The organism is Novosphingobium sp. 9 (assembly GCF_025340265.1).
Taxonomy (GTDB): Bacteria; Pseudomonadota; Alphaproteobacteria; order Sphingomonadales; family Sphingomonadaceae; genus Novosphingobium.
In genome coordinates, this window is record NZ_CP022708.1 from 541,667 (window position 1) to 563,700 (window position 22,034).

Below are 22,034 nucleotides of genomic sequence, written 5' to 3' on the forward strand. Positions count from 1 at the left end.
CATTATGTGCTCGACCCTATGGTAAGCACCTATACCGGTTGCTGAAAAACGGGAACCGCGTGGGCAAATGGCTAACGATGTCGCAGCAGAAGTCTGGAGTGAGCGACGCGAAGGCTGGACGGCGGGCAGGTCCGACGCGCGCGATGCGGCGGCGACGGATTACGGGCGCATCATCCACTCGTCCTCCTTCCGGCGGTTGCAGGGCAAGACCCAGATTCTCAATCTGGGAGACTCGGATTTCTACCGCAACCGCTTGACGCATTCGATCGAGGTTGCGCAGGTTGCCGGTGGCATCGCGCTGCAGTTGCGGAAGGATTTTCCGGACCATGAGGCGGCGCCCTGGATACCTGACCTCACCCTGATCCAGGCGATCGGGGCAACGCACGACCTTGGCCATCCGCCGTTCGGCCATGGGGGCGAAGTGGCGCTGCATTACGGCATGCGGGATCATGGCGGGTTTGAAGGCAACGGCCAGACCTTGCGCATTCTCAGCAGGCTTGAGAAGTTTTCGGACCACAACGGCGCCAACCTGTCGCGCCGGTCGCTGCTGGGTGTGCTCAAGTATCCGGCTGCGATGAGCGCCGTGCGCAGCACCGAGGACAAATTGCGCCCCCAGTTGTTGCAGGGAACGTCTGTCGTACACCTGATCGATCGCAAGGCCTGCCGTCCGCCCAAGTGCTATCTCGACACCGAGATGGATGTGGTCGACTGGCTGCTCGATCCCATTCCGGCTGCCGAGCGCGATCTGTTCACGAGCTGGAACCCGGTTGCGGGCGATCATGGCAAGACCCGGCACAAGTCGTTCGATTGCAGCATCATGGACCTGGCCGATGACATTGCATTCGGCGTGCACGATCTGGAAGACGCGCTGGCAATGGGCCTGATGAACGCCGAGGATCTGGCCGCGACGCTGCCCGAAGAGGCGTGCCGCAGTTTTCTCGATTATATTCAGACCCGCGAGACCAATTTCGGGAATGATGTTCGGCAGGGATTGTTCAGCGCCTTGTGCCACGAAAGAACGCGCAAGCGCAACATCGGACGGATGGTCACGCACCTGATCACCTCTGTCGAGATCAAGGCCGAAGAGGACTTTGCAACACCCCTGCTGCGATACCGGGTCGACCTGCCAAAGCCGCAACGCGATTTCCTGAATGCCTTGAAGAAAGCCGTAATGGAAAAGGTGATCAGGAGCGCGGGCGTCCAGCAGCTTGAATTCAAGGGACAAAGCATGGTCGTGGCGGTGTTCGAAGCTTTTGCGACCGATCCGAAATCACTGCTGCCGGACAGTACCAGAGCGCGCTACGAGGCTGCGGACGACAAGATGCGCGTGATCTGCGATCATGTGGCGGGCATGACCGATGGCTTTCTGCTGCGCACTTACGAACGCCTGTTCAGTCCGCGTATGGGCTCGGTGTTCGACCGGATCTAGGCGGAAACGATGGCAGTGCATTCATCACTTCGGCCCGCATAGCCAGATCATCAGGACCAGTGGCGCGCCGGCCATAATGAATATGGCCCAGACGCGGACAACGCTGCAGGTATGGAAGGCCGCCATCGACAGGCAGGCAAAGATGGCGAAACTGGCGAGAGTCGCCGCTGTCACCGCCTCGACGCGCGCCATGCCGAGCCCGGCCAGCGCAAGGGAGAGGGCCATGGTGACAAGCGCGGTCAAACCGTAAGCGCCCAGCGTTACAGCGAGGATGCGTGCGGCTGTCAGAAGGTGGGGGTGAACCCTTGCAGACTCCTGCATCGGCATGGTCTTTCCTTTCAGGAGAACAGGCGCAGGATGCGCTCGCGGTTGGTCTGGGCGGTGAGAACCAGCAGTGCGCAAAGGCTCAGCCAGCCGAACCAGGCGACTATGCCGTAACCCCAGCCGTGGCCCAGTCCGGCGATAAGGAAGGCAAGGGCGAGCAGGGCGAACCCGCCGCGCCGCAACCGTTGTGAGGCGATCGGCGTAAGCTTGCGACGTAGCCAGTCCTGCTGATGGCGGGCCATGGCCAGCAGGAGCAACGCGAAACCGGTCAGGGTAGTCAGAGCCGTAAACAGATGGATCATCATGCCGCCATTCCCTGTGGGTTTCGCTGGCGCCGCGCGGAAGCGGACTTTGGCTGATGGCGCAGAACTTTCCACGCGGTGAAGGCAAGTCCGCCTGCCAGCGCGATCATGGCCCCGTCGAACCCGGCGAATACCCAGTCGTGGTTCCACAGGCTGGAGAGCAGGCCACGCGAGGTCGTGGCGGCGTTGACCAGTGGCACCAGCGCGTAAAGCGCAGCAGTCGCCCCCAGCGCTTCGACCCATGCCCTCTTGGCGGGCCGGGCCAGCGTCCACGCGAAGATCGCCCCCCATGCGATGAACAGGCTGTCGATTTCCCGTTCCGCTCGCTCAGGCAGGGTTATGGGCAGCAGGCGGTTGGTGAGAAAGTAGACGGCAATCCCGGCAGGTGCTCCGGCGATGAAGCCGATGTTCAGGCGCTCGACCAGTCGGAAGCCGAAGTGCGGGCGTGCGGGATCGGCCAGTTTCGCGCGGCGCTTCACGCACCACAGCGCGAGCCCGGTCGCCACCATCGCGGTGCCGCCAAGGCCGGAGAGGAAGTAGAGCCAGCGCAGGCCATAACCGGCGAACCAGGCCGTGTGCAGATCGACCATGACATCCTGCGTCATGCGTGCGGCGCCTGCGTTCGGGGGGGCGTCCGGCAAGGCCGTACCTTTCACCGCATCGAGGCGCAGGGCTTCGTCCAGACCATCGCCCCAGCCGGTGCGCCGGGCGTAGAACTGCGCGCTCGCGGCGGCATCGCCGGGATGCTCGATAGTGATCGAGCCCGGCTGGGCGCCGTGCCATGTCTGCTGGGCCTGTGCGACCAGTACGCGAAGCGGCAGGCCAGGCATGGGTGTGCCGCTTGCGGTTCTCTCGTCGCCTTGCGGATAGGCATCGGCATAGAACGCCTCGCGCGTCGGGTAATTGGCAGAGATCGCCCAGGGCATCAGCGTGAACAGCAGGGTGACGAGCCCGGTATAGGTCATCATCACATGGAACGGCAGCGCCAGCACCCCGGTGGCGTTGTGCGCGTCCAGCCAGCTGCGCTGCCCCTTGCCGAAGCGCATCTGGAAGAAGTCGGTGAAGATCTTCTTGTGCGTGACCACGCCCGAAAGGATCGCCACCAGCATCGCCAGCGCGGCAAGGCTGACGATCATGCGCGCCCACATCACCGGCATGTAGTGCAGGTCGAAATGGAAGCGGTAGAGGAAGAACCCGCCGCGCGTCTCGCGCACGGCCAGTTTCTCGCCCGTCTGCGGATCGAGGGTGATCGGCTCGCTGCGGTCGCGATAACCTTCGCCCGGCATCCGCCACGATACCGACAAGCCGGTGCCGCCGCGCGCGTTGGGCAGCGAGACGTTCCAGCTTTCGGCGCCCGCCCCGCGCTTTCGCAGCAGGGCGTCGGCAGCATCGAGCGCGCGAGGTGAAACGCGGGTTTCCGCCGGCAGTTCGGGGCGCATCCAGGCATCGATCTCGTACTGGAAGAACGCCGCCGTCCCGAACACGAAAATGACATAGAGCACCCAGCCGGGCAGCAGCCCGACCCATGTGTGCAAGGATGCCATCGACTGGCGGAAACCCTGTTTCATGCCGCGATCACCTTCGGCACGTCGCTTTTCACAGGTCCACCTTCACCGAGAAGGCGACATTGCGCGGAATGCCCAGCGAGTAGGACGTTGCCCAGTAGTTGCGGTTGGTGAGGTTCGCGATGTTCAGGTCGAAGCGCACCTTGTGCTCGGCGATCGCGGTCGCATAGTGCAGGCCAAGGTCGAAGATCGTCGAGCCTGAGATCTTCTGGAGGTTGGCGCTGTCCTTGTACATCGTGCCGTTGTGATAGGCGCCGCCGCTGACCGAGAGGCCCGGCACCCACGGCAGGCTGTAATCGAGGTAGATCTTGGCCAGCGTGTCGCTCACCCCGGTCGGCTTCTTGCCGAGCAGCGAGGCGGTGTCGGTCTTCGTGACTTTCAGGTCCATGATGGTGCCGCCGACGATCACGTTGAGATTGCGCGTGACATGGCCGGTCGCGGTCAGCTCGAAGCCCTGATGAACTTCGGTGCCATCCTGGTTGATCACGAGCAGGCCGCTGGAGTTGGTCTCCTCGTAGGAGTTGGCCTTTTCGATGCGATAGAGCGCGCCGGTAATCAGCAGGGCGTCGATGGCGCGTACTTGGCGCCCACTTCGTACTGCTTGGAAATGTAAGGCTTCAAGACCTGACCGGGATTGGCATAGGCGGCATCGTTAGGCACGATATCGCCCTCTTCCAGCCCTTCCATATAGGTGGCGTATGTCGTGACACGCGGCATCGGCTTGAACACCAGCGAGACGGTGGGCGTATAGGCCGACTTGTCATAGCGCGTGGGATCGCTGCCATCGGTGGTATAGCTTGTCGACTTCACGGTGGAGCGATTGACGCCGACCATCAGACTCAGTTGATCGGTGAATTGGATGTCGTCTCCGACGATGGCATTGAAGTTGCTTGAATAGCTCGACTTATAGAGCGGTCCCCACGACGTGGCCTTGAGCGCGTCGGGCATGGCCCAGGTCATCATGTCGTTGGGATCGGCGAACGCGGGCGAACCGCTGGCGCTGACCGAGCCGTCTTCGTGCTCATCTACCCGCAGCGTATCGCCCGAAGCGCCGACGGTCAGGCGGTGGCGGATGCCGAAGGTCTCGAACTCGCTGTCGAGATAGGCATAGGCGCCCTGCGCGATATTGTAGGACGGTCCGCTGCGCGAAGGCCAGCCGACCTTCCAGCCGGAGTCCGCGAAATAGGCGGGATAGACGTTGATCGATTCCTGCGCGTCGCGCTTGTAGAGATAGGCGGCGCGGAAGCTGAAGACGTCATCCAGCTTCCACTTCAGGTTGGCGCCGATGCGGTCGGTCTTGACCTGAAGGAAGGTCCAGTCCGGTGTCCAGGTCTTGTCGGCGGCCAGCGGCTTGATCCAGTGATCCAGCGCGCCGTAATCACTGTCGGCATAGGCATAGAAGCGGGAATCGATACCGTCGATGCGATAGTAGGTATGCGCCGCCTCGATCTGGAACAGCGCGTCGGGGGTGATGTGCCAGTCGATCGCCCCGCTGACGAGCGTGCGCGCGATGTTCTGGTTCTTCTTGGAGGTCTCACCGTCCTGATAGGATACGTTCACGCGGTAGGCGAACTTACCCTCGTGATCGATCGGACCGCCCACGTCGACATGGGCGAAGAACTGCTTGTTGCCGTAATCGCCCAGCGTGATGCTCTGCATCGGCTTGTCGGTCGGGCGCTTGAGCACGTAGTTGGTGACGCCGCCGGGGTTGCCGGTGCCGTACATGAAGCCCGAAAGGCCATTCATGATCTCGACGCTGGACAGCTCCTCCATGGCGATGCCGGTCAGCGTGGAAGACAGGCGCACGCCGTCGATCACGCCTTTCTGGGAATCGAAGCCGCGGATCGTCACGTAAGGCGTACCGTAGACGGTCGAAGGCGCCGAGTTCTGGACCACCGGGTTCATCTTGAAGATCTGGTCCATGTCCGAGGCGACCATGCTCTCGATCAGATCGTGCGGGACGACGCTGACCGCATAGGGCGTGTCGATCACCGGCTTGTCGCCCCAGGGACCGGCGGTGGAGGCCGCGTCGATCAGGTCGTGGTGTCCCGTCACCAGAATGGGATCGTTGCGCCGGGCAGCGCGTTCGTCCTCGTCATCGCTTTCGCCAGCGGCATAGCCGGCGGAGACGGGCGTCATACGCAACGGATCGAGCGTCATCGCGCCGGTGGTCGCGCGGGTGATGGTCAGCGCACCCGCGCTTGATGTGCGAGAGGCAAGGCCCGTGCCCGACAGCAGCTTCGCGAGGGCGTCACGCGGCGCAAACTGCCCCGAAGGCCCGATGTCGTCCGGTCCTGCGTTAGCGCGGCTTCATACGTCAGCTGGATGCCGCTCTGTTCGGCGAAGCGGTTCAGCGCGTCGGTCAGCGAACCGGCTGGAATATCGTAAGCCCGCGCGCCGTTCTGCGATTGGGCCGCAGCGATACCGGGCACAAGGGCCGTCCCGCCCATCACCGTACCTGCCATCAGCGCGAAGGCGAGCCTGCGCGTGCGGCTGAATGTCGTCATCATTGAAATTACCCCCACATGGTCTTGTGATGCGTCCAGATTTGCTGCTGCGACGCACTTGCATCTCCAAGACGGGGTGGGTTTCCAAAAGACGACCATCCGATGAAAAAATTTTCAGCGGTGCAGGATGATGAAGCGATCGGAAAGGCGGGTGGCCACAAGCCCGTGGCTTCTGCGGATATTCTCGATAGTCTCCAGCGGATGGTCGAGATCGTAGACGCCGCTGACCCGGATCGCGGCGGCGGGGCCGGAAACGGTGACATAACCGTGCCGGTAGCGACCGATGCGGGCAACCACCTGGCCCAGCGGCCGGTCCACGACCACCAGCCGCCCCCGCGTGAAAGCCGCTGCGTCGCCTCTGGCGGGACAAGGCCCGCGCAGAGTCTGCGCACTGAAAGCGGCTCGCTGGCCTTCGCCGACGACGGTGGCGCGGCCACCGCCTTCCACCCTGACGCGATGTTTTGTCACGGTCACGGAGGCCCTGCCGTTCTCGTCGCGAACCACGAAGGCCGTGCCCAGAGCGGTCACGCTGCCGCCTTCGGCATCGACCGTGAACGGCCTGGCGCGATCCGGGGCGACTTCGAACAGCGCGGCACCTGCGAGCAGGCGTACCGTGCGCCGGTCCGGCGTGTAATCCAGCGCGATGGCAGACGCGCTGTCGAGCTGGACGCTGGAGCCATCGGCGAGGATGATCTTCCGGCGTTCGCCCACACCGGTCATCGCGTCGGCGCGCAGCCGCAGGGGCCAGTCCTGCAACGTACCCAGCACGACAAGTGCAAGTGCGGCGACCATCGCGCCTGACAGCATCCGCCCGCGATGTTTTCGCGAAGGCGGGGAGGCGGGGCGAATGCGGAAGGCGAGCTGCCACTTGCGTTGCGCAGGTAAAGGAGGTGGGGGCGGCGTTTCGGCTTGCGGGTCTTCTGCGTCCAGCAGGCCCCAGACCTTCTCCAGTCGTGCCAGGGCATCGCGATGGGCAGGCGTGGCGATCCATGACCTGAAGGCGCGCTCTTCCTCGGCGGTCAACTCGCCGCTGTCCCGCCGGATGATCCAGTCCGCCGCGGCCTCGGCGATGGCGGAGGGCACGGGATGTCGTGCTTGCGTCATGATCTGCGCTCCGCCTCTTCGTGGATCGACAGCGGGCAGGGGTTTTCCGGGCCTGCCTTATACCAAGACGGAAAACAGCTGCGAAACACGACCTTGTGCGACATGCCATCGAAAATAGGTATCATGACGCCTCGTCGATCTCGCCCAGTCGGGTCGCCAGCAGCAGCAGCGCATGGCGCAGGTGCTTCTCGACAGCACCGCGCGTAATGCCCAGCCGTTCGGCGATGTCCGCCTGATGCAGTCCTTCGATCTTGCGCAGCGCGAAGACCTCCCGGCAACGGGGCGGCAGGGTTTCCACCAGTTCCAGAAGGGTGCGAAGCCGGTCCTGTCCCAGCACCGTGCGTTCGGGGAAGGGGCATCGTCCGCGACGAGCGCGGCCAGATCTTCCTCGATCATCCATGATGACCATTTGCCGCGATCCCGTGCGCCGTCAACGACCAGATTGCGCGCGATGCGATAGAGGAATGCGCGGGGATTGCCGACTTCGCCACGGCGCAGCGCCGGGATGGCTCGTGCCCAGGTCTCCTGCACGATGTCTGTTGCGCCCGGAGCCGTGCCCAGCAGCGAGCGAACGTAGGCGCTCAGCGAAGCGTTATGGTGCGCCACCAGCGCGGCATCCGGCCCTTTCACGGGAGGGTATTCCCAGCCGAGCGATGAAGGATGAATTCGACCGGCAGCGTGATCTCCATCTCGTCGGGCAGCAGATCGGGGATGGCGGGGAACGGCGCTGCGCGGCGAACCACGGCAAGGGTCGCACGGTTCAGGGTGGAACTGCCGGTAGACTCTACGATCGTGATACCTAGCAGCGCGCCGCTCCGGTCGATCCGGAAGCAAACAGTTCCTGCGGTGTTCGGCTCTGCGTGTGCAGCGGCGTATCGGAACGGTCTGCGCGCGGCCGCTAGATGGGCCATCAGGGCATCCCGATAGGCGTTCGCCGTCAGGGCGAGAATGTCCGGATGCCCCTCCGCGACGGAAGCGGGTGTCTCGGGAGCGATTTGTATCGAGGTAAGCTGTGGGACGACCGGCATGAGCGGAGATGGCGGGCTGCTGGCCGGAACGGGGCGCTGCCGTTTGTCGGGATGCCGGGCCAGTCCCTTTTTCGGGGGCGCTTGAGGCGCTGTTTGGGCTGCTTGCGGAATAATTGACACGGTTGTCAGATGCGGCGCGTCTGCCTGTCCCTGCGAACGAGGCCAGCCGATCGCGAGAATGGCGAGCGCGGCGAGATGCACCATGGCGGCTCCAGCCACTGCGGTTACACGTATCGCTTTTCCGCGCACACGGTAGCCTTGCAGGCGCGCGGAACGAGGGGAGGCTGCGCTGGAATCCAGAGCGCTTTCACATGCACGCAACGATGTAGCGACCGCTCCCGACATGATTTCGCCCGTACACTAATGCGAAGGACTTGCAATAGTGTCTCGCTAGGTTGCAGGGGCCAGGCGTCGACGGTGGCGCGTTCCACAGCCCATCGCTGGCAGCAGTCCACGATGGGCTGCTTGCGCGGGAGCGGTATTTCATATCAAGGTTAGAAATCTTTCGAGGACGGGATTCTCGCTGTCCGGGTCCCAGATCATATTGAGTTTCGCGGTCCAGTCGGAAGCAGCCTGCAGCGGTCGAAAGCGCACGTTGGGAAATTGGAGACGCGCTGCGGCTTCGGGCAGAAGCGCGGCGCCGAAACCGGCATCGACAAGCGCCAGCATGGAATGCATCTGGCCAACCTGGTGCACGATGTCCGGCGAAACCTTGTTCTGCATGAACAGTGCGCCCAGCAGATCGTGGAAATAGCTGGACGCATCGGGTGAGAACATCACGAAGGGTCTGGCATGAAGATCCTGCACCTGAATGCTGTCCTTGTCACAGAGCGGATCGTCGGCGGGCAGGGCGGCGACGAGATGCTCGCGCAGGTATTCGCGGGATTCGAACTGCCTGAGCGCTACCACCGGTCGAATGAAGCCGACATCGAGCACGCCGCTCGCCAGGGCGTCCACTTGCGCGCTCGTCACCATCTCGCGCAGCACGACATCGACGCCCGGCATGGCAGCGTGAACCTTCACCATCAGATCGGGCAACATCCCGTAACCTGATGCTGCTGTGAAGCCGATGCGCAGCGTTCCCGCTTCTCCGCGCCATACGCGTTGCGTCCAGCGGCGGGCATTATCGCTGAGCCGGAGAATGCGTTTGGCTTCGGGCAGGAACACCCGCCCGGCCGAGGTCAGTCTCACCGAGCGGCTGTTGCGGATAAGCAGGGGCGCATCGAGTTCGCGCTCCAGCAACTGGATCTGTCGGCTCAGCGGCGGCTGGGTCATGTTCAGCTGATCGGCGGCACGACCGAAATGCAGCTGCTCGGCGACGGCGACAAAGCACCGCAACTGGCTCAACTCAAACATCAATTCAAAATCCGCATCACTGAGAACAATATTTGACTTAGCCAATATCGTTGGCGCGCGCTAGCAGAACCGGACCGGGAGGCTGCGGCCACCCTTTCGAACGAGATCGCCTGCATGCAACGGCGGCCGCTTGAAGAGGATCACGACAGGCGTTTCCCGATTTTGAAACGATTATCGTCCGCGACGCATTCGCGCGCCGACCTGACAGCCAAGAGGAATTGCAATGACCCGCATGACGCCCCAGGAAATGGCCCAGACGATCGGCCAGGGCCTGCTGACTTTCCCGGTGACGCACTTCGATGCCGAGAACCGGTTCGACGAGGCGCCTTTCCGCGAGCATTGCGCCTGGATGCTGGAACATGACGTCGTTGCCCTGTTCGCTGCGGGTGGCACGGGTGAGTTCTTCTCGCTGACGCCGGGTGAGGTCGATCAGGTCGTGCGCGCTTCGGTTGAGGAAACCGCAGGCAAGGTGCCGGTGATCGCGGGTGCCGGTTATGGCACGGCCACGGCTATCGAACTGGCGCAGGCTGCCGAGCGCGCCGGTGCCGACGGCATCCTGCTGTTGCCCCCTATCTTTCGGAAACCTCGCAGCAGGGCCTTGCCGCGCATATCGAGGCGGTCTGCAATTCGGTGTCGATCGGCGTGATCCAGTACAACCGTGCGAACTCGGTGCTGAACGAAGATACGCTGGCGCGTGTCGCCGATCGCTGCCCCAATCTCGTGGGCTTCAAGGATGGCGTGGGCGATCTCGAACTGATGATGAAGGTCTATGCCAAGCTGGGCGATCGCCTGACCTACATCGGCGGCCTGCCCACGGCGGAAACTTTCGCGCTGCCTTATCTGGAGATGGGCGTCACCACCTACTCCTCGGCGATCTACAACTTCATGCCCGAATGGGCCGTGGCTTTCTACAAGGCCGTGCGCGCCAAGGATCAGGCCGCCGTGGTCAAGGGCCTCAACGATTTCGTGTTCCCGTATCTCAAGCTCCGCGACAAGGGTCGTGGCTATGCGGTCTCGATCGTCAAGGCAGGCCTGCGCTCGGTCGGTCGTCCAGCAGGCCATGTCCGCTCGCCGCTGCACGATCTCAACGAGGCAGAGCAGGCCGAGCTGGACGCACTGATCGCGAAGGTCAATGCGGCCTACACCGAGACCCGTCATGCTGCTTGAAGACGGACGCCCTACCGGTGAAATGCTGATCGGAACGACACCGGTTCGCGGCACCCAGGGCGCTGTCCGCGCGGTCAATCCGGCCACCGGCGAGGTGATGGAACCGGCATTCGCCGGCGCCTCGCCCGCCGAGGTCGCGCAGGCCTGTGCCATGGCTCGGGCGGCCTTCGCGCCGTTCCGCGAAACCTCTCTTGAGGCGCGCGCCGCCTTCCTGGAGGCGATCGCCGACGAGATCATGGCGCTGGGCGATCCGCTGATCGAACGCGTCATGGCCGAAAGCGGCTTGCCGCGTGGCCGGGTCGAAGGTGAGCGTGGCCGGACTTGCGGGCAGTTGCGGCTGTTTGCACAAGTGGTGCGGGCGGGCGATTTCCTCGATGCCCGCATCGACCCCGCTATGCCCGATCGCCAGCCGTTGCCGCGTGTCGATCTGCGGTTGCGCAATATCGGCATCGGCCCGGTCGCCGTGTTCGGTGCCTCGAACTTCCCGCTGGCGTTTTCGGTGGCGGGCGGCGACACCACCTCGGCACTGGCAGCCGGTTGCCCGGTCGTGGCCAAGGCCCATTCGGCGCATCCGGGCACCTCGGCGATGGTGGCACAGGCGATCCGCGCCGCTGTCCTGCGTTGCGACATGCCCGAAGGCGTGTTCTCGCTGCTGTTCGGGGACGGCAATGCGGTGGGCACCGCGCTTGTCGCCGATCCGCGCATCAAGGCGGTCGGCTTTACCGGCTCGCGTGGAGGCGGCGTTGCCCTGATGCAGGTTGCCGCGTCGCGTCGCGAGCCGATCCCGGTCTATGCCGAAATGTCCAGCATCAACCCGGTGCTGCTGCTGCCCGGCGCGCTTGCGGCCCGTGGCGAAGCGATCGGCAAGGCGTTTGCGAGCGCCCTGCAACTGGGCGCGGGCCAGTTCTGCACCAACCCCGGTCTGATCCTGGCCGTTGATGGCCCCGGCATCGAGGACTTCATCGTTGGTGCCCGCTCCGCATTGGAGGGCGCCTCCCCCAGACGATGCTGACCCCCGGCATTCACGCAGCCTATGACACGGCGGTTGAGGCACTGGCGTCGCACAACCAGGTCGAGACGATCGTGCGCGGCGGTGCCTGCACCGGGCGCTACGAGGCCCGTGCCGGACTGTTCGAGACCGATCTTGCCTCGTTCCGGGCCGACCATCGCCTTCAGGCCGAAATCTTTGGCGCGTCCTCGCTGCTGGTGCGGGTGAAGGATATCGCCGAGCTGGAAACCGTGCTGGGCGAACTGGAAGGGCAACTGACAGTCTCGATCCACATGGAGGACAGCGACCGGGAGGCCGTAGCGACACTGCTGCCGACCATGGAAGAACTGGCCGGACGCCTGCTGGTCAACGGCTTCGGAACCGGTGTCGAGGTATCCCATGCCATGGTGCATGGAGGCCCGTTCCCGGCGACTTCGGATGGCCGGACCACATCGGTGGGAACGCTGGCGATCCGCCGTTTCCTGCGCCCGGTCTGTTATCAGGATATGCCGCAGGATCTGCTGCCCGATGCCCTTCGGGGCGACAATCCGCTCAAGCTCTGGCGCCTGACCGATGGAGCCTTGAGCAAGAACTGAACTATACTGATTTAACCGGCGCTGCCCAACGACGCCTCAGAACGACGTGGGCGGCCCGGTCACTCCTGGAGAGGCGTATGAAATCCGACGTTCGGCCATCGCGGCCCGGCAGCAGCTATATCCGGTACTGGATCCTGGTCATGCTGTTTCTCGTCACCTCGATCAACTATGCCGACAGGGCATCGATGTCGATCGCGGGCTCGGCCATCAAGCAGGCGCTGGGCATATCTTCGGTGGAGCTTGGCTTCATCTTCTCGGGCTTTGCGTGGAGTTACGTGATCGCCCAAATTCCCGGCGGTGCGTTTCTGGACAGGTTCGGGTCGCGCCGGGTCTATATCTGGTCGATCATCGCCTGGTCTTCCTGCACTTTCGCTTCCGGGTTCTGCTCGTATCTGGCCCCCGGCTCTGCGGTGATCGGACTGTTCATCCTGCGCCTGGCGCTGGGTGGAGCCGAAGCACCTTCCTTCCCGGCAAACGCCCGCCTCGTCGCGGCGTGGTTCCCCGACCGGGAGCGTGGCACAGCCAGTGCGATCTTCAATGCTGCGCAGTATGGTGCGCTGGTGATCTTTTCGCCGCTGATGGGCTGGATCGTCCAGACCTACAGCTGGCACTACGTCTTCTTCGTCATGGGTTCGCTGGGCCTTTGCAGCGCCGTGGTATTTTCCATGGTGGTCCACGCCCCGCTGCGCCATCCTTGGGTGAGCGACGCGGAACTGGACCTCGTGCGCGAAGGTGGCGGCCAAGTGGAACTGGACGCCACGAAGGCCCCGAAGGCCACTACATTCAGCTGGAAAGTCGTGAGGGAACTGCTGAGCAACCGCATGTTGCTGGGGATCTATCTCGGCCAGTACTGCGTCAATGCGCTTACGTTCTTCTTCACGACATGGTTCCCGGTCTATCTGGTCCATCGCGGCCTTTCCATCACGGAAGCCGGTTTCGGGGCCGCCATTCCGGCGGTGGCCGGTTTTGCCGGTGGCGTTATCGGTGGCGTTATGTCCGATGCGCTGGTCAAGCGCGGGCATAGTTTGACTTTCAGCCGAAAGCTGCCGGTGTTCCTGGGCATGTCGATGGCTGCCGGGATCGTGTGCTGCAATTTGATCAACAGCATGACCTTGGTCATCGCCTTCATGGCGCTTGCCTTCTTCGGCAAGGCACTTGGTGCAATGGGCTGGGCCGTCATCGCCGACGCGGCCCCCCGCACAATCGCCGGCCTTTCAGGTGCGATGTTCAATATGGTGGGCAATTTTGCCGGGATCGTGACGCCGATCGTGATCGGTTACATTGTCAACACCACCGGATCATTCAGCCTGGCGCTCGCGTTCTTGGCCGCACATGGCGTTGTATGCGTCCTGAGCTACGCCTTCATCGTCGGCCCGATCCAGCGCTTCTCCCTGGCCAGCGCGCCTGCCGATCCCGTCAAGGAAGCGGATGCGCCGCTGATCGAGAGCATAGCGCACTAATATTCAGGCGGGGCCCGGTGCGGGCCTCGCCCGGTCGCCACAGACCCAAATACCGAAAAGTAAAAATTCGGCGGAGCGCAACAGCCCGACCGAAGACGGAGAGGAATTCCCGATGCTTCTGTACGATATGCCCCCTATGGCGGTGGCGTCGCCGGTTGCCGTCCACGCCGAAAGCAGCGCTGTGACCGGCACGCCGCTGACGGACGGATCGCAGGCCACTGCCGTCAATTCCGGTGAGCCAAAAAGCGCCGCCTCGACGCCATCGGCTCCGGAAACGGGCGCGGACATGGGCGATGCCTCGGTCATATCTGCGCCGCGCCCATCCAAGCCCAAAGCGGTGAAACAGGGCGATCACCTGCTGGGCGACTGGTTCGGTCTGCGCACCGATCTGCAGGATCTGGGTATCACTCCGGTGATCGCATATACCGAATCCAGCCTCGGCAACGTGCGCGGCGGGACGAAATCGCGCTTCGATACCGCAGGACAGTTCAAGGCGGGTCTGGAATTCGATCTTCCCAAGCTGACCGGCGGCAGCGTGCCCGGCACTTTCCAGGTGGGACTTGTTCGCCGCCACAGCCTTGCGGAGAGTTTCAGCAATACCAGCGGTCTGACGCCTCTGGTCAATCCGCTGTCCATCCAGGGGCGCGGCAGCATCTGGCGGGTGAGCCAGCTGTGGTACAAGGTGTCGGTCGGCAAGCTGAACGTGAAGCTGGGCCGGATGTACCTGAACGAGGATTTCAACAAGGAAAACTGCGATTTCCTGTCAGGCTACTTCTGTCTTGGTGAAGTGACCCGCGCCTATTCCACGGTCTGGCCCACCAGCCCGGTCAGCCAGTGGGGCGTGCGGCTGCAATATGCGCTGACCGACAGGCTGGCGCTGAAAATGGCCGTATATCAATACAATCCCAAGAACCTCGCTGCGGATCGTCCGATGTATATCGGCTGGAAGGGGGCGACGGGTATTATCGCCCCGGTGGAACTGGAATGGAAACCCAAGGTACTGGGTGGCCTGCCGGGGACTTATGCGCTGGGCGCCTATTATTCCAATTCCGATCAGGACGATCCCGTTCTCAACACCGATCATGAGATCCGCGCCATTGCGGGCGGTTCTCCGCTGGTCCGGCATACCGAATGGGGGGCTATGTCGATGCGCGCCAGCAGGTCATCGCCCCACGAGCGGATGGCTCTCACGCGCTCACCGTCTTTTTCGACGGCGCCGTGCTCTCACGCCAGAGCACCAAGAACCGCAGCGTCTTCGCCGGGGGCTTTACCTATTCCGGCCTGATACCGGGACGCCCGAAGGATGAACTGGGCGTCGCCATCGGCACGGCCCGCGTGAACGAGCGCACGACGCAAGCGCAGGAATACATCAATGCCAATGGCGGAAATGTGAGCGTGCAGCGCACCGAATATGCGATCGAGACGTACTACAACATCAAGATCATGCGCGGGCTTTCGTTCCAGCCGGATGCGCAGTTCATCTTCAATCCCGGTGGCTATCAGGACCGCCGCAATGCGATCCTGCTGGGTTTCAAGACGTCCGTGACCTTCTGACGTCACGCCATGCTGTGCCTAGAAGGCGTATAAAACCGGGGAGCAGGGATAGGTCTGCTCCCCGGTTTCATTTTGCGGACGCGGGGGCGTCCGCTTTCCCGACCTGTCGCAGCGCCGCGCTGGCCCGTTGGGGTGGCCGCGCAAGGCGCTGCAGGTCGGGAAACGGTCGTCAGCCGCCGAAGGTCTGCGTCGAAACCGTCCAGTCGCGGGCCTGATCGGTCAGGCTGATGCCAATGCCGGGACGGCTGGACACCATCATGCGGCCATCCTTGACTTCCATCTTCTCGTTGAACAGCGGCTCCAGCCAGTCGAAGTGCTCGACCCAGCTGTCATGCGGGTAGGCTGCGGCGAGGTGGACGTGAAGTTCCATGAAGAAGTGCGGCGCGAGCTTCATGTGCTTCTGCTCGGCCATCGTCATGATCTTGAGGAACTGCGTGATGCCGCCCACGCGCGGGGCATCGGGCTGGATGAAGTCCACCGAGTTGAGGCGGATCAGTTCAAGATGTTCGCCGGCACTGGCCAGCATCTCGCCCGAGGCGATCGGCGTGTCGAGCGCGGCGGCCAGCATGGCATGGCCTTCGGCATCGTAGGCATCGAGCGGCTCTTCGATCCACACAAGGTTGAACTGCTCCATGATCCGGCCGATACGGAAGGCGGTGGGACGGTCCCACTGCTGGTTGGCATCGACCATGAGCGGGAAATCGCCCAGCAGGTTGCGGACGGCTTCCAGGCGGCGCAGATCTTCCATCGGATCGGGCTGGCCGACCTTGATCTTGATGCCGCCGATGCCCGATGCCATCGACTTGCCACAGTTCTCAAGCACTTCCTCGATCGGCGAGGACAGGAACCCGCCCGAGGTGTTGTACGTGCGCACGCCGTCCTTGTGCGCGCCGATCAGCTTGGCCAGCGGCAGTCCGGCGCGCTTCGCCTTCATGTCCCACAGCGCGATGTCGAAGGCGGCCATGGCCTGCGTGGCAAGACCCGAGCGGCCGACCGAAGCACCGGCCCAGACCAGCTTGGTCCACAGACGGGCAATGTCGCTGGGATCTTCGTTCAGCAGGTTGTCGGCGATCTCGCAGGCGTGGGCATAAAGGCCCGGACCACCGGCACGCTTGGAATAGCTCACGCCCAGACCGTGATAGCCGCCTTCGCTTTCGATTTCGGCGAACAGGAACGCCACTTCGGTCAGCGGCTTCTGGCGACCGGTCAGCACCTTGGCGTCGCTGATCGCGGTCTTGAGCGGCAGGAATGCCAGCGAGACGGTGACTTTCTTGATCCGGTCAACCGTAGCGGCACCCGGTGCGAGGCCTCCGAGCATCGGGTTGGCGGAAATGATGCGCTTTTCAAACATGCGGCTCTCCATCGTTATCGATAGCGAATGGCTAGCCGGGTAACTTATCAGCGTCTAAGCGCGAATATGCATTCTATCGATCAATAATTTGCATCGTTTGCCTTGGCGAGCAAATCCAGCATCTGTGCAGAAAGATCGTTGCTCGGTCGGATATGGCGCGCTGCATGCCACTCTGCCTGCGCCGTGATCGGCAAGGGTTTGAACACGATATTGTCGAAGGCAGCCGCCGCACTTCCGGCTGGCACGATCGCGAGCCCAAGGCCTGTGCTGACGAGCGAGAGGATGGAATGCGTGCGGGACATGCGCTGCACCACGTGTGGCTCGGCGCCCGCTGCATTCAGTTCGGCCCCGATCAGATCGCGAAGATAGCTGCCGCGCTCGGAATAGGCGACGAAGGGCTCGCCGGAAACATCGGTCAGATCGATGCGCCTGCGCCCTGCCAGCCGATGGCCAACAGGAACAGCGAGGGCCAACGGTTCGCGGAAGACACATTCGAGTTCCAGGTCGAAATCGTGCGGCAATGGTCGGACGAGGCCGACATCCAGACGATGAAAGTGGATTTCGCGCATCTGGTCCAGCGAACTGAACTCCACGAAGTCGAGATGGATCTGCGGCCATGCCGCGCGGGTCAGCCGGACCAGCCGGGGGATCAAGGAATAACTGGCCGCACCGTCGAAACCGATCGAGAGCCGCCCCACCAGAGCGCCAGCCGCCCGGCGGGCCGCTGCCCGTGCGTTTTCCATCTGCGCCAGCGTCTTTTCGACTTCGGACAGCAATGCTGCACCGGCAGCCGTCAGTTCGACATGGCGGCCTGCCCTGCGGAACAGGGGAACACCGATGTCCGCCTCCAGCAACTGGATGCGCCGTGTCAGGGCCGGTTGCGTGACGAACAGCTGGCTGGCCGCCTGGCCGTAATGTTTGAGATGCGCCACGAGGGCAAAGGAGCGGAGCTGAACCTCATCGAACATGATGCCGTCATGCCGCAACGGGATATTCAAGCCAAGCCGATGTCTTGCGGGATCAGCTCGATGTTCGCCCGACGCTTATTGCGGCACGGCAGTATAGCCGGTCGGTGCTCCGCTTGGGAGGCGTGGTCTTCCCTGCAAGCCGATTTAACCCGATCAGAGGTCGCTGGATTCAGCGGGCAGATTGTCGAAGATGGCCTGCGCCGCCGCGCCGGCGTCCACGGAGAGGTCACGCAATGCCTTCGCGGTGTCTTGCAACAGGCTGTCGCTAAGCGGGCGCTCGCCATTGACGAACCGCCGGATAGCCCGCTCATCAATCCTGAGACGGCGGGCAAATGCGGTCGTTCCGCCAAGCAGCTGGACGCAGTAAGCGAAGTGGTCCTGTCGATCTTGCATAGGCCGATCATAGCCTGTCTGGCGATGAAGGCAATGTGACGCTGCCCATTGAGGATACCCGGTATGGTCGTTAGGGACCAACCGGGAGAAGATCTTTGGACGCGGCATGACCTGGACTGACGGCTATATTGACGACGTGCGTTATCCGGCCTTTTTCTACAAGGAAATGCAGCCCTTGTGGCTGGCGACGGTGGCGGGCTTCCTGGGTTTCACGGCACCCGACCCGCAGGGCTCCTTCACCTTGTGCGAGTTGGGTTGCGGTCTGGGCGTCAACCTGCTGGTGTCTGCCGCGTGCCATCCGCAGGCCCGCTTTGTCGGCATCGACTTCAACGGCGAACACCTGGCGTTCGCGCGCACTGCGGCCGAGCGTTGCGGGCTTGACAATGTCGAGTTCATTCAGGCCGACTTTGCCACTTTCGCAAGGACGAATGTGCGCACGTTCGATTTCGTCACGAGCCATGGCGTCTGGTCGTGGATCGCGCCCGAGTATCGTGCGGCGCTGCTGGACGGCGCTTCCCGTGCGCTGAATCCCGGTGGGCTGTTTCATCTTCACTACATGTGTCATCCGGGCTCGACCGAGATGCTGCCGCTGCAGCACCTGCTCAACTTGTGTGCCCACCATATGCCCGGCCCCTCGCCACGCAGGGCGCAGACCGGCATGATGCTGCTGCAGCAGCTGGTGCAGGGCGGCCTCTATGCGGACAGGCCCGCGATGCTGGCGCATGTCGCCAATCTGGCGCGGCGCGAGCCTGCGGATCTTGCGCATGAGTTCCTGACAGACCACTGGACACCGCAACATTCGGTCGATGTCCATCAGCAGGTCGCGCAGGCGGGCCTGACCTTCCTTGGCAGCGCAGACGTGTTCAACAATCTGGATGTTTCGCTGTCGGTTCCGGGCGGGCTGCAGGATCTCGTCCGCCGCACCGGCGCACCTGCGCTGGCGGAAACGCTCAAGGACATGGCGCGCGGTGCGCACCAGCGCATGGACCTGTTCCAGCGGGATGCGGAAAGGCTTGGCGCAAAGCCGCTGCTCGATCGCCTGCGCGCGCTACGGTTCCGCCTGCTGCCCGGCGCCCCGACGCAAGGGCCGGTGACGTTCACGACGCCGATCGGGCCGGTTATCGGGCCGGAGGCGGTCTTTACACCGTTGCTCGAATGCCTTTCCTCGGGCGCTGCGAGTGGTGAGGAATTGCTCGCCCTGCCGGTGTTTGCGGGCGATGCCGGCATGTTGCTGCAGTCGCTGCAACTGCTCATGATGCAGGGGCTGGCGCATCCGGTCGTTTTTGAAACGCCCCCCGCCGTATCGGCTGCGATACAGACCCGCGCCGCCGCTCTGTCGCAGTGGTTCGGGGACAACGGCATCGCGCTTGCAGTGCTATCGGATTGCGCTGTCGCCGTGACGCGGTGAAGAGGGGACGACTGGAACGTGCGCCGCGATGTGCAGCGAACCGGCCCCGGTGGGCCTGGCGGGGCCACCGGGGCGGTATTTTAGAAGTCTACACTCAGCGAGGTGCTGAAGCGGCGACCGTCAAGAACGTAGGCATAGCCTTCCTCTGCCGTGACCTTCTTGTTGGTCAGGTTGTAGACGCCCAGGTTCAGGCGCAGGTCGCGCCGGGGCTTGATCACCACGCCCAGGTTGTAGAACGTGTAAGGCGGATAGCGGAAATCGTTGGTTGCAGAACCGCTGGCATTGGTGGTGCGGCCTGATGTCTTGCCGCGGTAGTTCAGCTGGCCCCACAGATTGAAGGCACGGCTCGCTTTCCAGTCGAGCGATGCGTTGAACATATGTTCCGGGATGTCGTTGAGCGGTTTGCCCTTGTTGGTGCCCGAGGTCTGTTCGGTCTGCGAATAGGTGTAGCTGTGGCGATAGCGCAGGTGCCTGACAACGGTCCAGTCGACCGTCCATTCCACACCCTTGAGCCGCGCCGAATCGACGTTCTCATAGGTCGTGTAGCCGTATTGATGCGCCGGATAGGTAAGGCCGCCATACACGCACTCTTCGTTCTGCGCACAGATGCGGCCGGTGCGCAGGAGCTTGTCCTTGAAGTCGCTCTGGTACGCGGTGAGGCTGGTCGAAATCCCGGCGGCCTTGTTCGCGTAGCTGACCCCCACTTCGTAGTTCATCGTCTTTTCCGGCTTGAGGTCCGGGTTGCCGATCACCACGCCGCCCATTGAGGTCGATCCGAAGTCGGTGGCTGCCGATCGCAGGCTGGGAACCTTGTAGCCCGAAGTGACGCCGCCCTTGATGGTGAAGCTGTCGGTCATATTGAAAACCGCGTAGGCCTTGGGGCTGAAGCGGGTGCCGAAACTCTCGCTGTGATCGACGCGGCCGCTCAGCAGCAGCGACAGATCTTCGACCACTTCCCAGTTGTCCTCCAGGAACGCTGCATATTGCTTGCGGTCCATGGTGATGATGTCGGTGGACGCCACGATGCCTTCAAGGTTCAGGCCATTGGTGGCGCCATCCTTGAGCTTTTCGTGGAAGTAGTTGAGTCCGCCCACGATCTTGTGGCGAGAGAGTTGCAGCGCGGCCTGCGTGTTGGCAACCAGCGTATCGAAATCGATGCCGTTGCCGGTCGTTGCGTTTACCCGCGTCGGGTTTGTCGACGTGTCATAAGTGACATAGCTGTTCCATGTCAGGTTGCCGAAATTGCCTTCGTGGGTGGCGAAGTAGTTGTCCCGCAGCGTCTTGCTGTAGGTCATGTCCTCCCCTTCGGCGAGGCTCTTGCCCGGATTGGCCGTGCGTTCCTGGATCGTGTGCCCCGCACCGGCCGTGAAGGTGTTGGCTTCATCCAGCCGGAAGCTGAGCTTGCCTGCAATATTCTTGCGTTTGAATTCCGGGTCGGCGGCGGCGCTGTCGCTGCCGCCGACGAAATCCGCTTCGTCCTGATAGCGCAGACCGCCGGTAACCTGCAACGACAGGCGGTCCCTGATGATCGGAATGTTCAGAGCGAGGCTGGCGTTGACGCCATCGTTCGTCACGTCGTTGCCGGGGCCGGACTTGATGTATTCGGTCGTGAAGCTGCCGCCGAATTCGTTCATCACCTTCTTGGTGATGACGTTGATCACGCCGCCGATCGCGTCGGAACCGTAAAGCGAGGATGCCGGGCCGCGGATCACCTCAATGCGTTCGATCGAGTCCAGTGGCGGCAGGAAGTTGATCGGCGTACCGGCCTGGGCGCCGTTGAGACCGAAGGCCTGATTATCCTGCATGCGTTTCCCGTCGACAAGGAAAAGCGTGTAGTCTGCGCTCATGCCGCGTATCATGACCGACTGTTCGACACCGCCGCCCTGAATGAAGACGCCCGGAACATTCATCAGTACATCGGTGATGTCGGTGTAGGAGCGCTGCCTGATCTCTTCGGCCGTGATGACCGAAATCGTCGCCGGTGCGTCCTTGACGTTGAGCTCATAGCCGGTTGCGGAAACAACGATGTCCGATGGCAGTTCTCCATCGCGGGAATAGGAGCTGCCGGCCTGGGCCTCGGCGGCGAGCGCGAAGGCAGCCTGCGGCGATGCGCAAACGACGACAAGCGACGTCGTAGCGAGAATGCGCTTGCGAAAATCAGTCAATGAATACCCCCCGTCTGTTCCAGAAAAGGCGCACGAACTCCATTCGCCATTCGCCAGCGAATATCGGTGCGGCCCAGTTACTCTCCCGGATTTATGCCGTTCGCCTTTTTCGCTTAGTGCTAATGCGAATTGTTCGCGGCAACTATGAAGAATGGCGAGGCAAGGCAACGATCAGAAATGAATATCGACTATTCATCTCTCGCCTCTGGCCCTGCCGTTTCGGCGAGCGAGAGATCTTCCGCAGCTTGCCTAGGGTCAGCACCCATTACTCACGCCACCGATGCTGCCGGCTGGCTGCCGATGCGGGCGGTCAAGGCATCGGCACTGAGACTGGCGACCAGTTCTTGACCGCCGCCGGTTGTTGGCGTG

Annotated in this window: 18 protein-coding genes and 4 pseudogenes; 8 read left to right on the forward strand and 14 right to left on the reverse strand. The window is 62.9% G+C overall.

The genetic code is table 11. The annotated features are described in order from the left end of the window. Positions 1-67 precede the first annotated feature (67 nt). Positions 68-1,429 (forward strand): anti-phage deoxyguanosine triphosphatase, encoded by a 1,362-nt coding sequence (locus CI805_RS17120; protein WP_260929477.1) that lies wholly within the window; start codon positions 68-70, stop codon positions 1,427-1,429. 24 nt (positions 1,430-1,453) lie between these two features. Here CI805_RS17120 and CI805_RS17125 read toward each other — a convergent pair whose 3' ends face one another. From CI805_RS17125 to CI805_RS17170, 11 genes and pseudogenes are all read right to left on the reverse strand, one after another. Continuing rightward, on the reverse strand, positions 1,454-1,756 hold the full coding sequence (locus tag CI805_RS17125; protein ID WP_260929480.1) for a hypothetical protein: 303 nt from the start codon (positions 1,754-1,756) through the stop codon (positions 1,454-1,456). An 11-nt stretch (positions 1,757-1,767) separates the two neighbouring features. Then, on the reverse strand, positions 1,768-2,058 hold the full coding sequence (locus CI805_RS17130) for a DUF3325 domain-containing protein (protein WP_313958596.1): 291 nt from the start codon (positions 2,056-2,058) through the stop codon (positions 1,768-1,770). Then, positions 2,055-3,623, reverse strand: a complete 1,569-nt coding sequence (locus CI805_RS17135; protein WP_260929481.1) for a PepSY-associated TM helix domain-containing protein — start codon at positions 3,621-3,623, stop codon at positions 2,055-2,057. The genes CI805_RS17130 and CI805_RS17135 overlap by 4 nt, the downstream gene beginning before the upstream one ends. A 28-nt stretch (positions 3,624-3,651) precedes the next feature. Beyond that, entirely contained in the window at positions 3,652-4,191 is a 540-nt protein-coding gene (locus CI805_RS17140; RefSeq protein WP_313958605.1) for a TonB-dependent receptor domain-containing protein, read from the reverse strand. Then, positions 4,176-5,780, reverse strand: coding sequence for a TonB-dependent siderophore receptor (locus CI805_RS17145; RefSeq protein WP_260929483.1), 1,605 nt, complete (start codon positions 5,778-5,780; stop codon positions 4,176-4,178). The genes CI805_RS17140 and CI805_RS17145 overlap by 16 nt, the downstream gene beginning before the upstream one ends. 26 nt (positions 5,781-5,806) lie before the next feature. Continuing rightward, positions 5,807-6,130: a hypothetical protein gene (locus tag CI805_RS17150; RefSeq protein WP_260929485.1), complete on the reverse strand. Its 324-nt coding sequence runs from the start codon at positions 6,128-6,130 to the stop codon at positions 5,807-5,809. 111 nt (positions 6,131-6,241) lie between these two features. Next, a complete protein-coding gene (locus CI805_RS17155) occupies positions 6,242-7,231 on the reverse strand; it encodes a FecR family protein (protein WP_260929488.1) in 990 nt (329 codons plus the stop codon). 121 nt (positions 7,232-7,352) lie between these two features. Continuing rightward, positions 7,353-7,568, reverse strand: a complete 216-nt coding sequence (locus CI805_RS17160; RefSeq protein WP_260929490.1) for an RNA polymerase sigma factor — start codon at positions 7,566-7,568, stop codon at positions 7,353-7,355. A gap of 86 nt (positions 7,569-7,654) precedes the next feature. Then, a pseudogene (locus CI805_RS21205) lies at positions 7,655-7,861 on the reverse strand (RNA polymerase sigma factor); the annotation flags it as partial. After that, on the reverse strand, positions 7,858-8,463 hold the full coding sequence (locus tag CI805_RS17165) for an energy transducer TonB (RefSeq protein ID WP_260929492.1): 606 nt from the start codon (positions 8,461-8,463) through the stop codon (positions 7,858-7,860). The pseudogene CI805_RS21205 and the gene CI805_RS17165, both read right to left, overlap by 4 nt. 279 nt (positions 8,464-8,742) lie before the next feature. Continuing rightward, positions 8,743-9,615: a LysR family transcriptional regulator gene (locus tag CI805_RS17170; protein ID WP_260929494.1), complete on the reverse strand. Its 873-nt coding sequence runs from the start codon at positions 9,613-9,615 to the stop codon at positions 8,743-8,745. Between the two features lie 247 nt (positions 9,616-9,862). Here CI805_RS17170 and kdgD point away from each other — a divergent pair. From kdgD to CI805_RS17195, 5 genes and pseudogenes are all read left to right on the forward strand, one after another. Continuing rightward, a pseudogene (gene kdgD, locus CI805_RS17175) lies at positions 9,863-10,782 on the forward strand (5-dehydro-4-deoxyglucarate dehydratase). Beyond that, positions 10,772-12,366, forward strand: a pseudogene (locus CI805_RS17180) (aldehyde dehydrogenase (NADP(+))). Before kdgD ends, CI805_RS17180 begins: the two co-directional pseudogenes overlap by 11 nt. Positions 12,367-12,443: 77 nt before the next feature. Next, positions 12,444-13,826: an MFS transporter gene (locus CI805_RS17185; RefSeq protein ID WP_260929495.1), complete on the forward strand. Its 1,383-nt coding sequence runs from the start codon at positions 12,444-12,446 to the stop codon at positions 13,824-13,826. Between the two features lie 286 nt (positions 13,827-14,112). Then, positions 14,113-14,895, forward strand: a pseudogene (locus tag CI805_RS17190) (carbohydrate porin); the annotation flags it as partial. A 62-nt stretch (positions 14,896-14,957) separates the two neighbouring features. After that, the gene (locus tag CI805_RS17195; RefSeq protein ID WP_260929497.1) at positions 14,958-15,380 is read left to right on the forward strand and encodes a carbohydrate porin; all 423 of its coding nucleotides are present in this window, start codon (positions 14,958-14,960) and stop codon (positions 15,378-15,380) included. Between the two features lie 169 nt (positions 15,381-15,549). On the opposite strand, the gene CI805_RS17200 is transcribed toward CI805_RS17195, so the two are convergent. Continuing rightward, on the reverse strand, positions 15,550-16,731 hold the full coding sequence (locus CI805_RS17200; RefSeq protein ID WP_313958598.1) for an L-talarate/galactarate dehydratase: 1,182 nt from the start codon (positions 16,729-16,731) through the stop codon (positions 15,550-15,552). An 80-nt stretch (positions 16,732-16,811) separates the two neighbouring features. After that, positions 16,812-17,663 carry a LysR family transcriptional regulator gene (locus CI805_RS17205; protein WP_260929498.1) on the reverse strand — a complete coding sequence of 284 codons (852 nt, stop codon included), beginning with the start codon at positions 17,661-17,663 and terminating at the stop codon, positions 16,812-16,814. Between CI805_RS17205 and CI805_RS17210 the strand changes: the two genes are divergently transcribed. Then, positions 17,646-18,131, forward strand: coding sequence for a hypothetical protein (locus CI805_RS17210; protein ID WP_260929500.1), 486 nt, complete (start codon positions 17,646-17,648; stop codon positions 18,129-18,131). The two genes, CI805_RS17205 and CI805_RS17210, sit on opposite strands and share 18 nt — an antisense overlap. 67 nt (positions 18,132-18,198) lie before the next feature. Further along, positions 18,199-19,500, forward strand: coding sequence for a class I SAM-dependent methyltransferase (locus CI805_RS17215; RefSeq protein ID WP_260929501.1), 1,302 nt, complete (start codon positions 18,199-18,201; stop codon positions 19,498-19,500). 80 nt (positions 19,501-19,580) lie between these two features. Here CI805_RS17215 and CI805_RS17220 read toward each other — a convergent pair whose 3' ends face one another. Further along, entirely contained in the window at positions 19,581-21,833 is a 2,253-nt protein-coding gene (locus CI805_RS17220; RefSeq protein WP_260929503.1) for a TonB-dependent receptor domain-containing protein, read from the reverse strand. Between the last annotated feature and the right edge of the window lie 201 nt (positions 21,834-22,034).

Coding starts and splice junctions, on each gene's coding strand:
- CI805_RS17200 (WP_313958598.1), bottom strand. CDS start 16,731: ATGTTTGAAAAGCGCATCATTTCCGCCAACCCGATGCTCGGAGGCCTC.
- CI805_RS17145 (WP_260929483.1), bottom strand. CDS start 5,780: ATGACGCTCGATCCGTTGCGTATGACGCCCGTCTCCGCCGGCTATGCC.
- CI805_RS17165 (WP_260929492.1), bottom strand. CDS start 8,463: ATGGTGCATCTCGCCGCGCTCGCCATTCTCGCGATCGGCTGGCCTCGT.
- CI805_RS17170 (WP_260929494.1), bottom strand. CDS start 9,615: ATGTTTGAGTTGAGCCAGTTGCGGTGCTTTGTCGCCGTCGCCGAGCAG.
- CI805_RS17210 (WP_260929500.1), top strand. CDS start 17,646: ATGTTTGAGATGCGCCACGAGGGCAAAGGAGCGGAGCTGAACCTCATC.
- CI805_RS17195 (WP_260929497.1), top strand. CDS start 14,958: ATGGGGGGCTATGTCGATGCGCGCCAGCAGGTCATCGCCCCACGAGCG.
- CI805_RS17125 (WP_260929480.1), bottom strand. CDS start 1,756: ATGCCGATGCAGGAGTCTGCAAGGGTTCACCCCCACCTTCTGACAGCC.
- CI805_RS17215 (WP_260929501.1), top strand. CDS start 18,199: ATGACCTGGACTGACGGCTATATTGACGACGTGCGTTATCCGGCCTTT.
- CI805_RS17185 (WP_260929495.1), top strand. CDS start 12,444: ATGAAATCCGACGTTCGGCCATCGCGGCCCGGCAGCAGCTATATCCGG.
- CI805_RS17150 (WP_260929485.1), bottom strand. CDS start 6,130: ATGATGACGACATTCAGCCGCACGCGCAGGCTCGCCTTCGCGCTGATG.
- CI805_RS17155 (WP_260929488.1), bottom strand. CDS start 7,231: ATGACGCAAGCACGACATCCCGTGCCCTCCGCCATCGCCGAGGCCGCG.
- CI805_RS17120 (WP_260929477.1), top strand. CDS start 68: ATGGCTAACGATGTCGCAGCAGAAGTCTGGAGTGAGCGACGCGAAGGC.
- CI805_RS17135 (WP_260929481.1), bottom strand. CDS start 3,623: ATGAAACAGGGTTTCCGCCAGTCGATGGCATCCTTGCACACATGGGTC.
- CI805_RS17130 (WP_313958596.1), bottom strand. CDS start 2,058: ATGATGATCCATCTGTTTACGGCTCTGACTACCCTGACCGGTTTCGCG.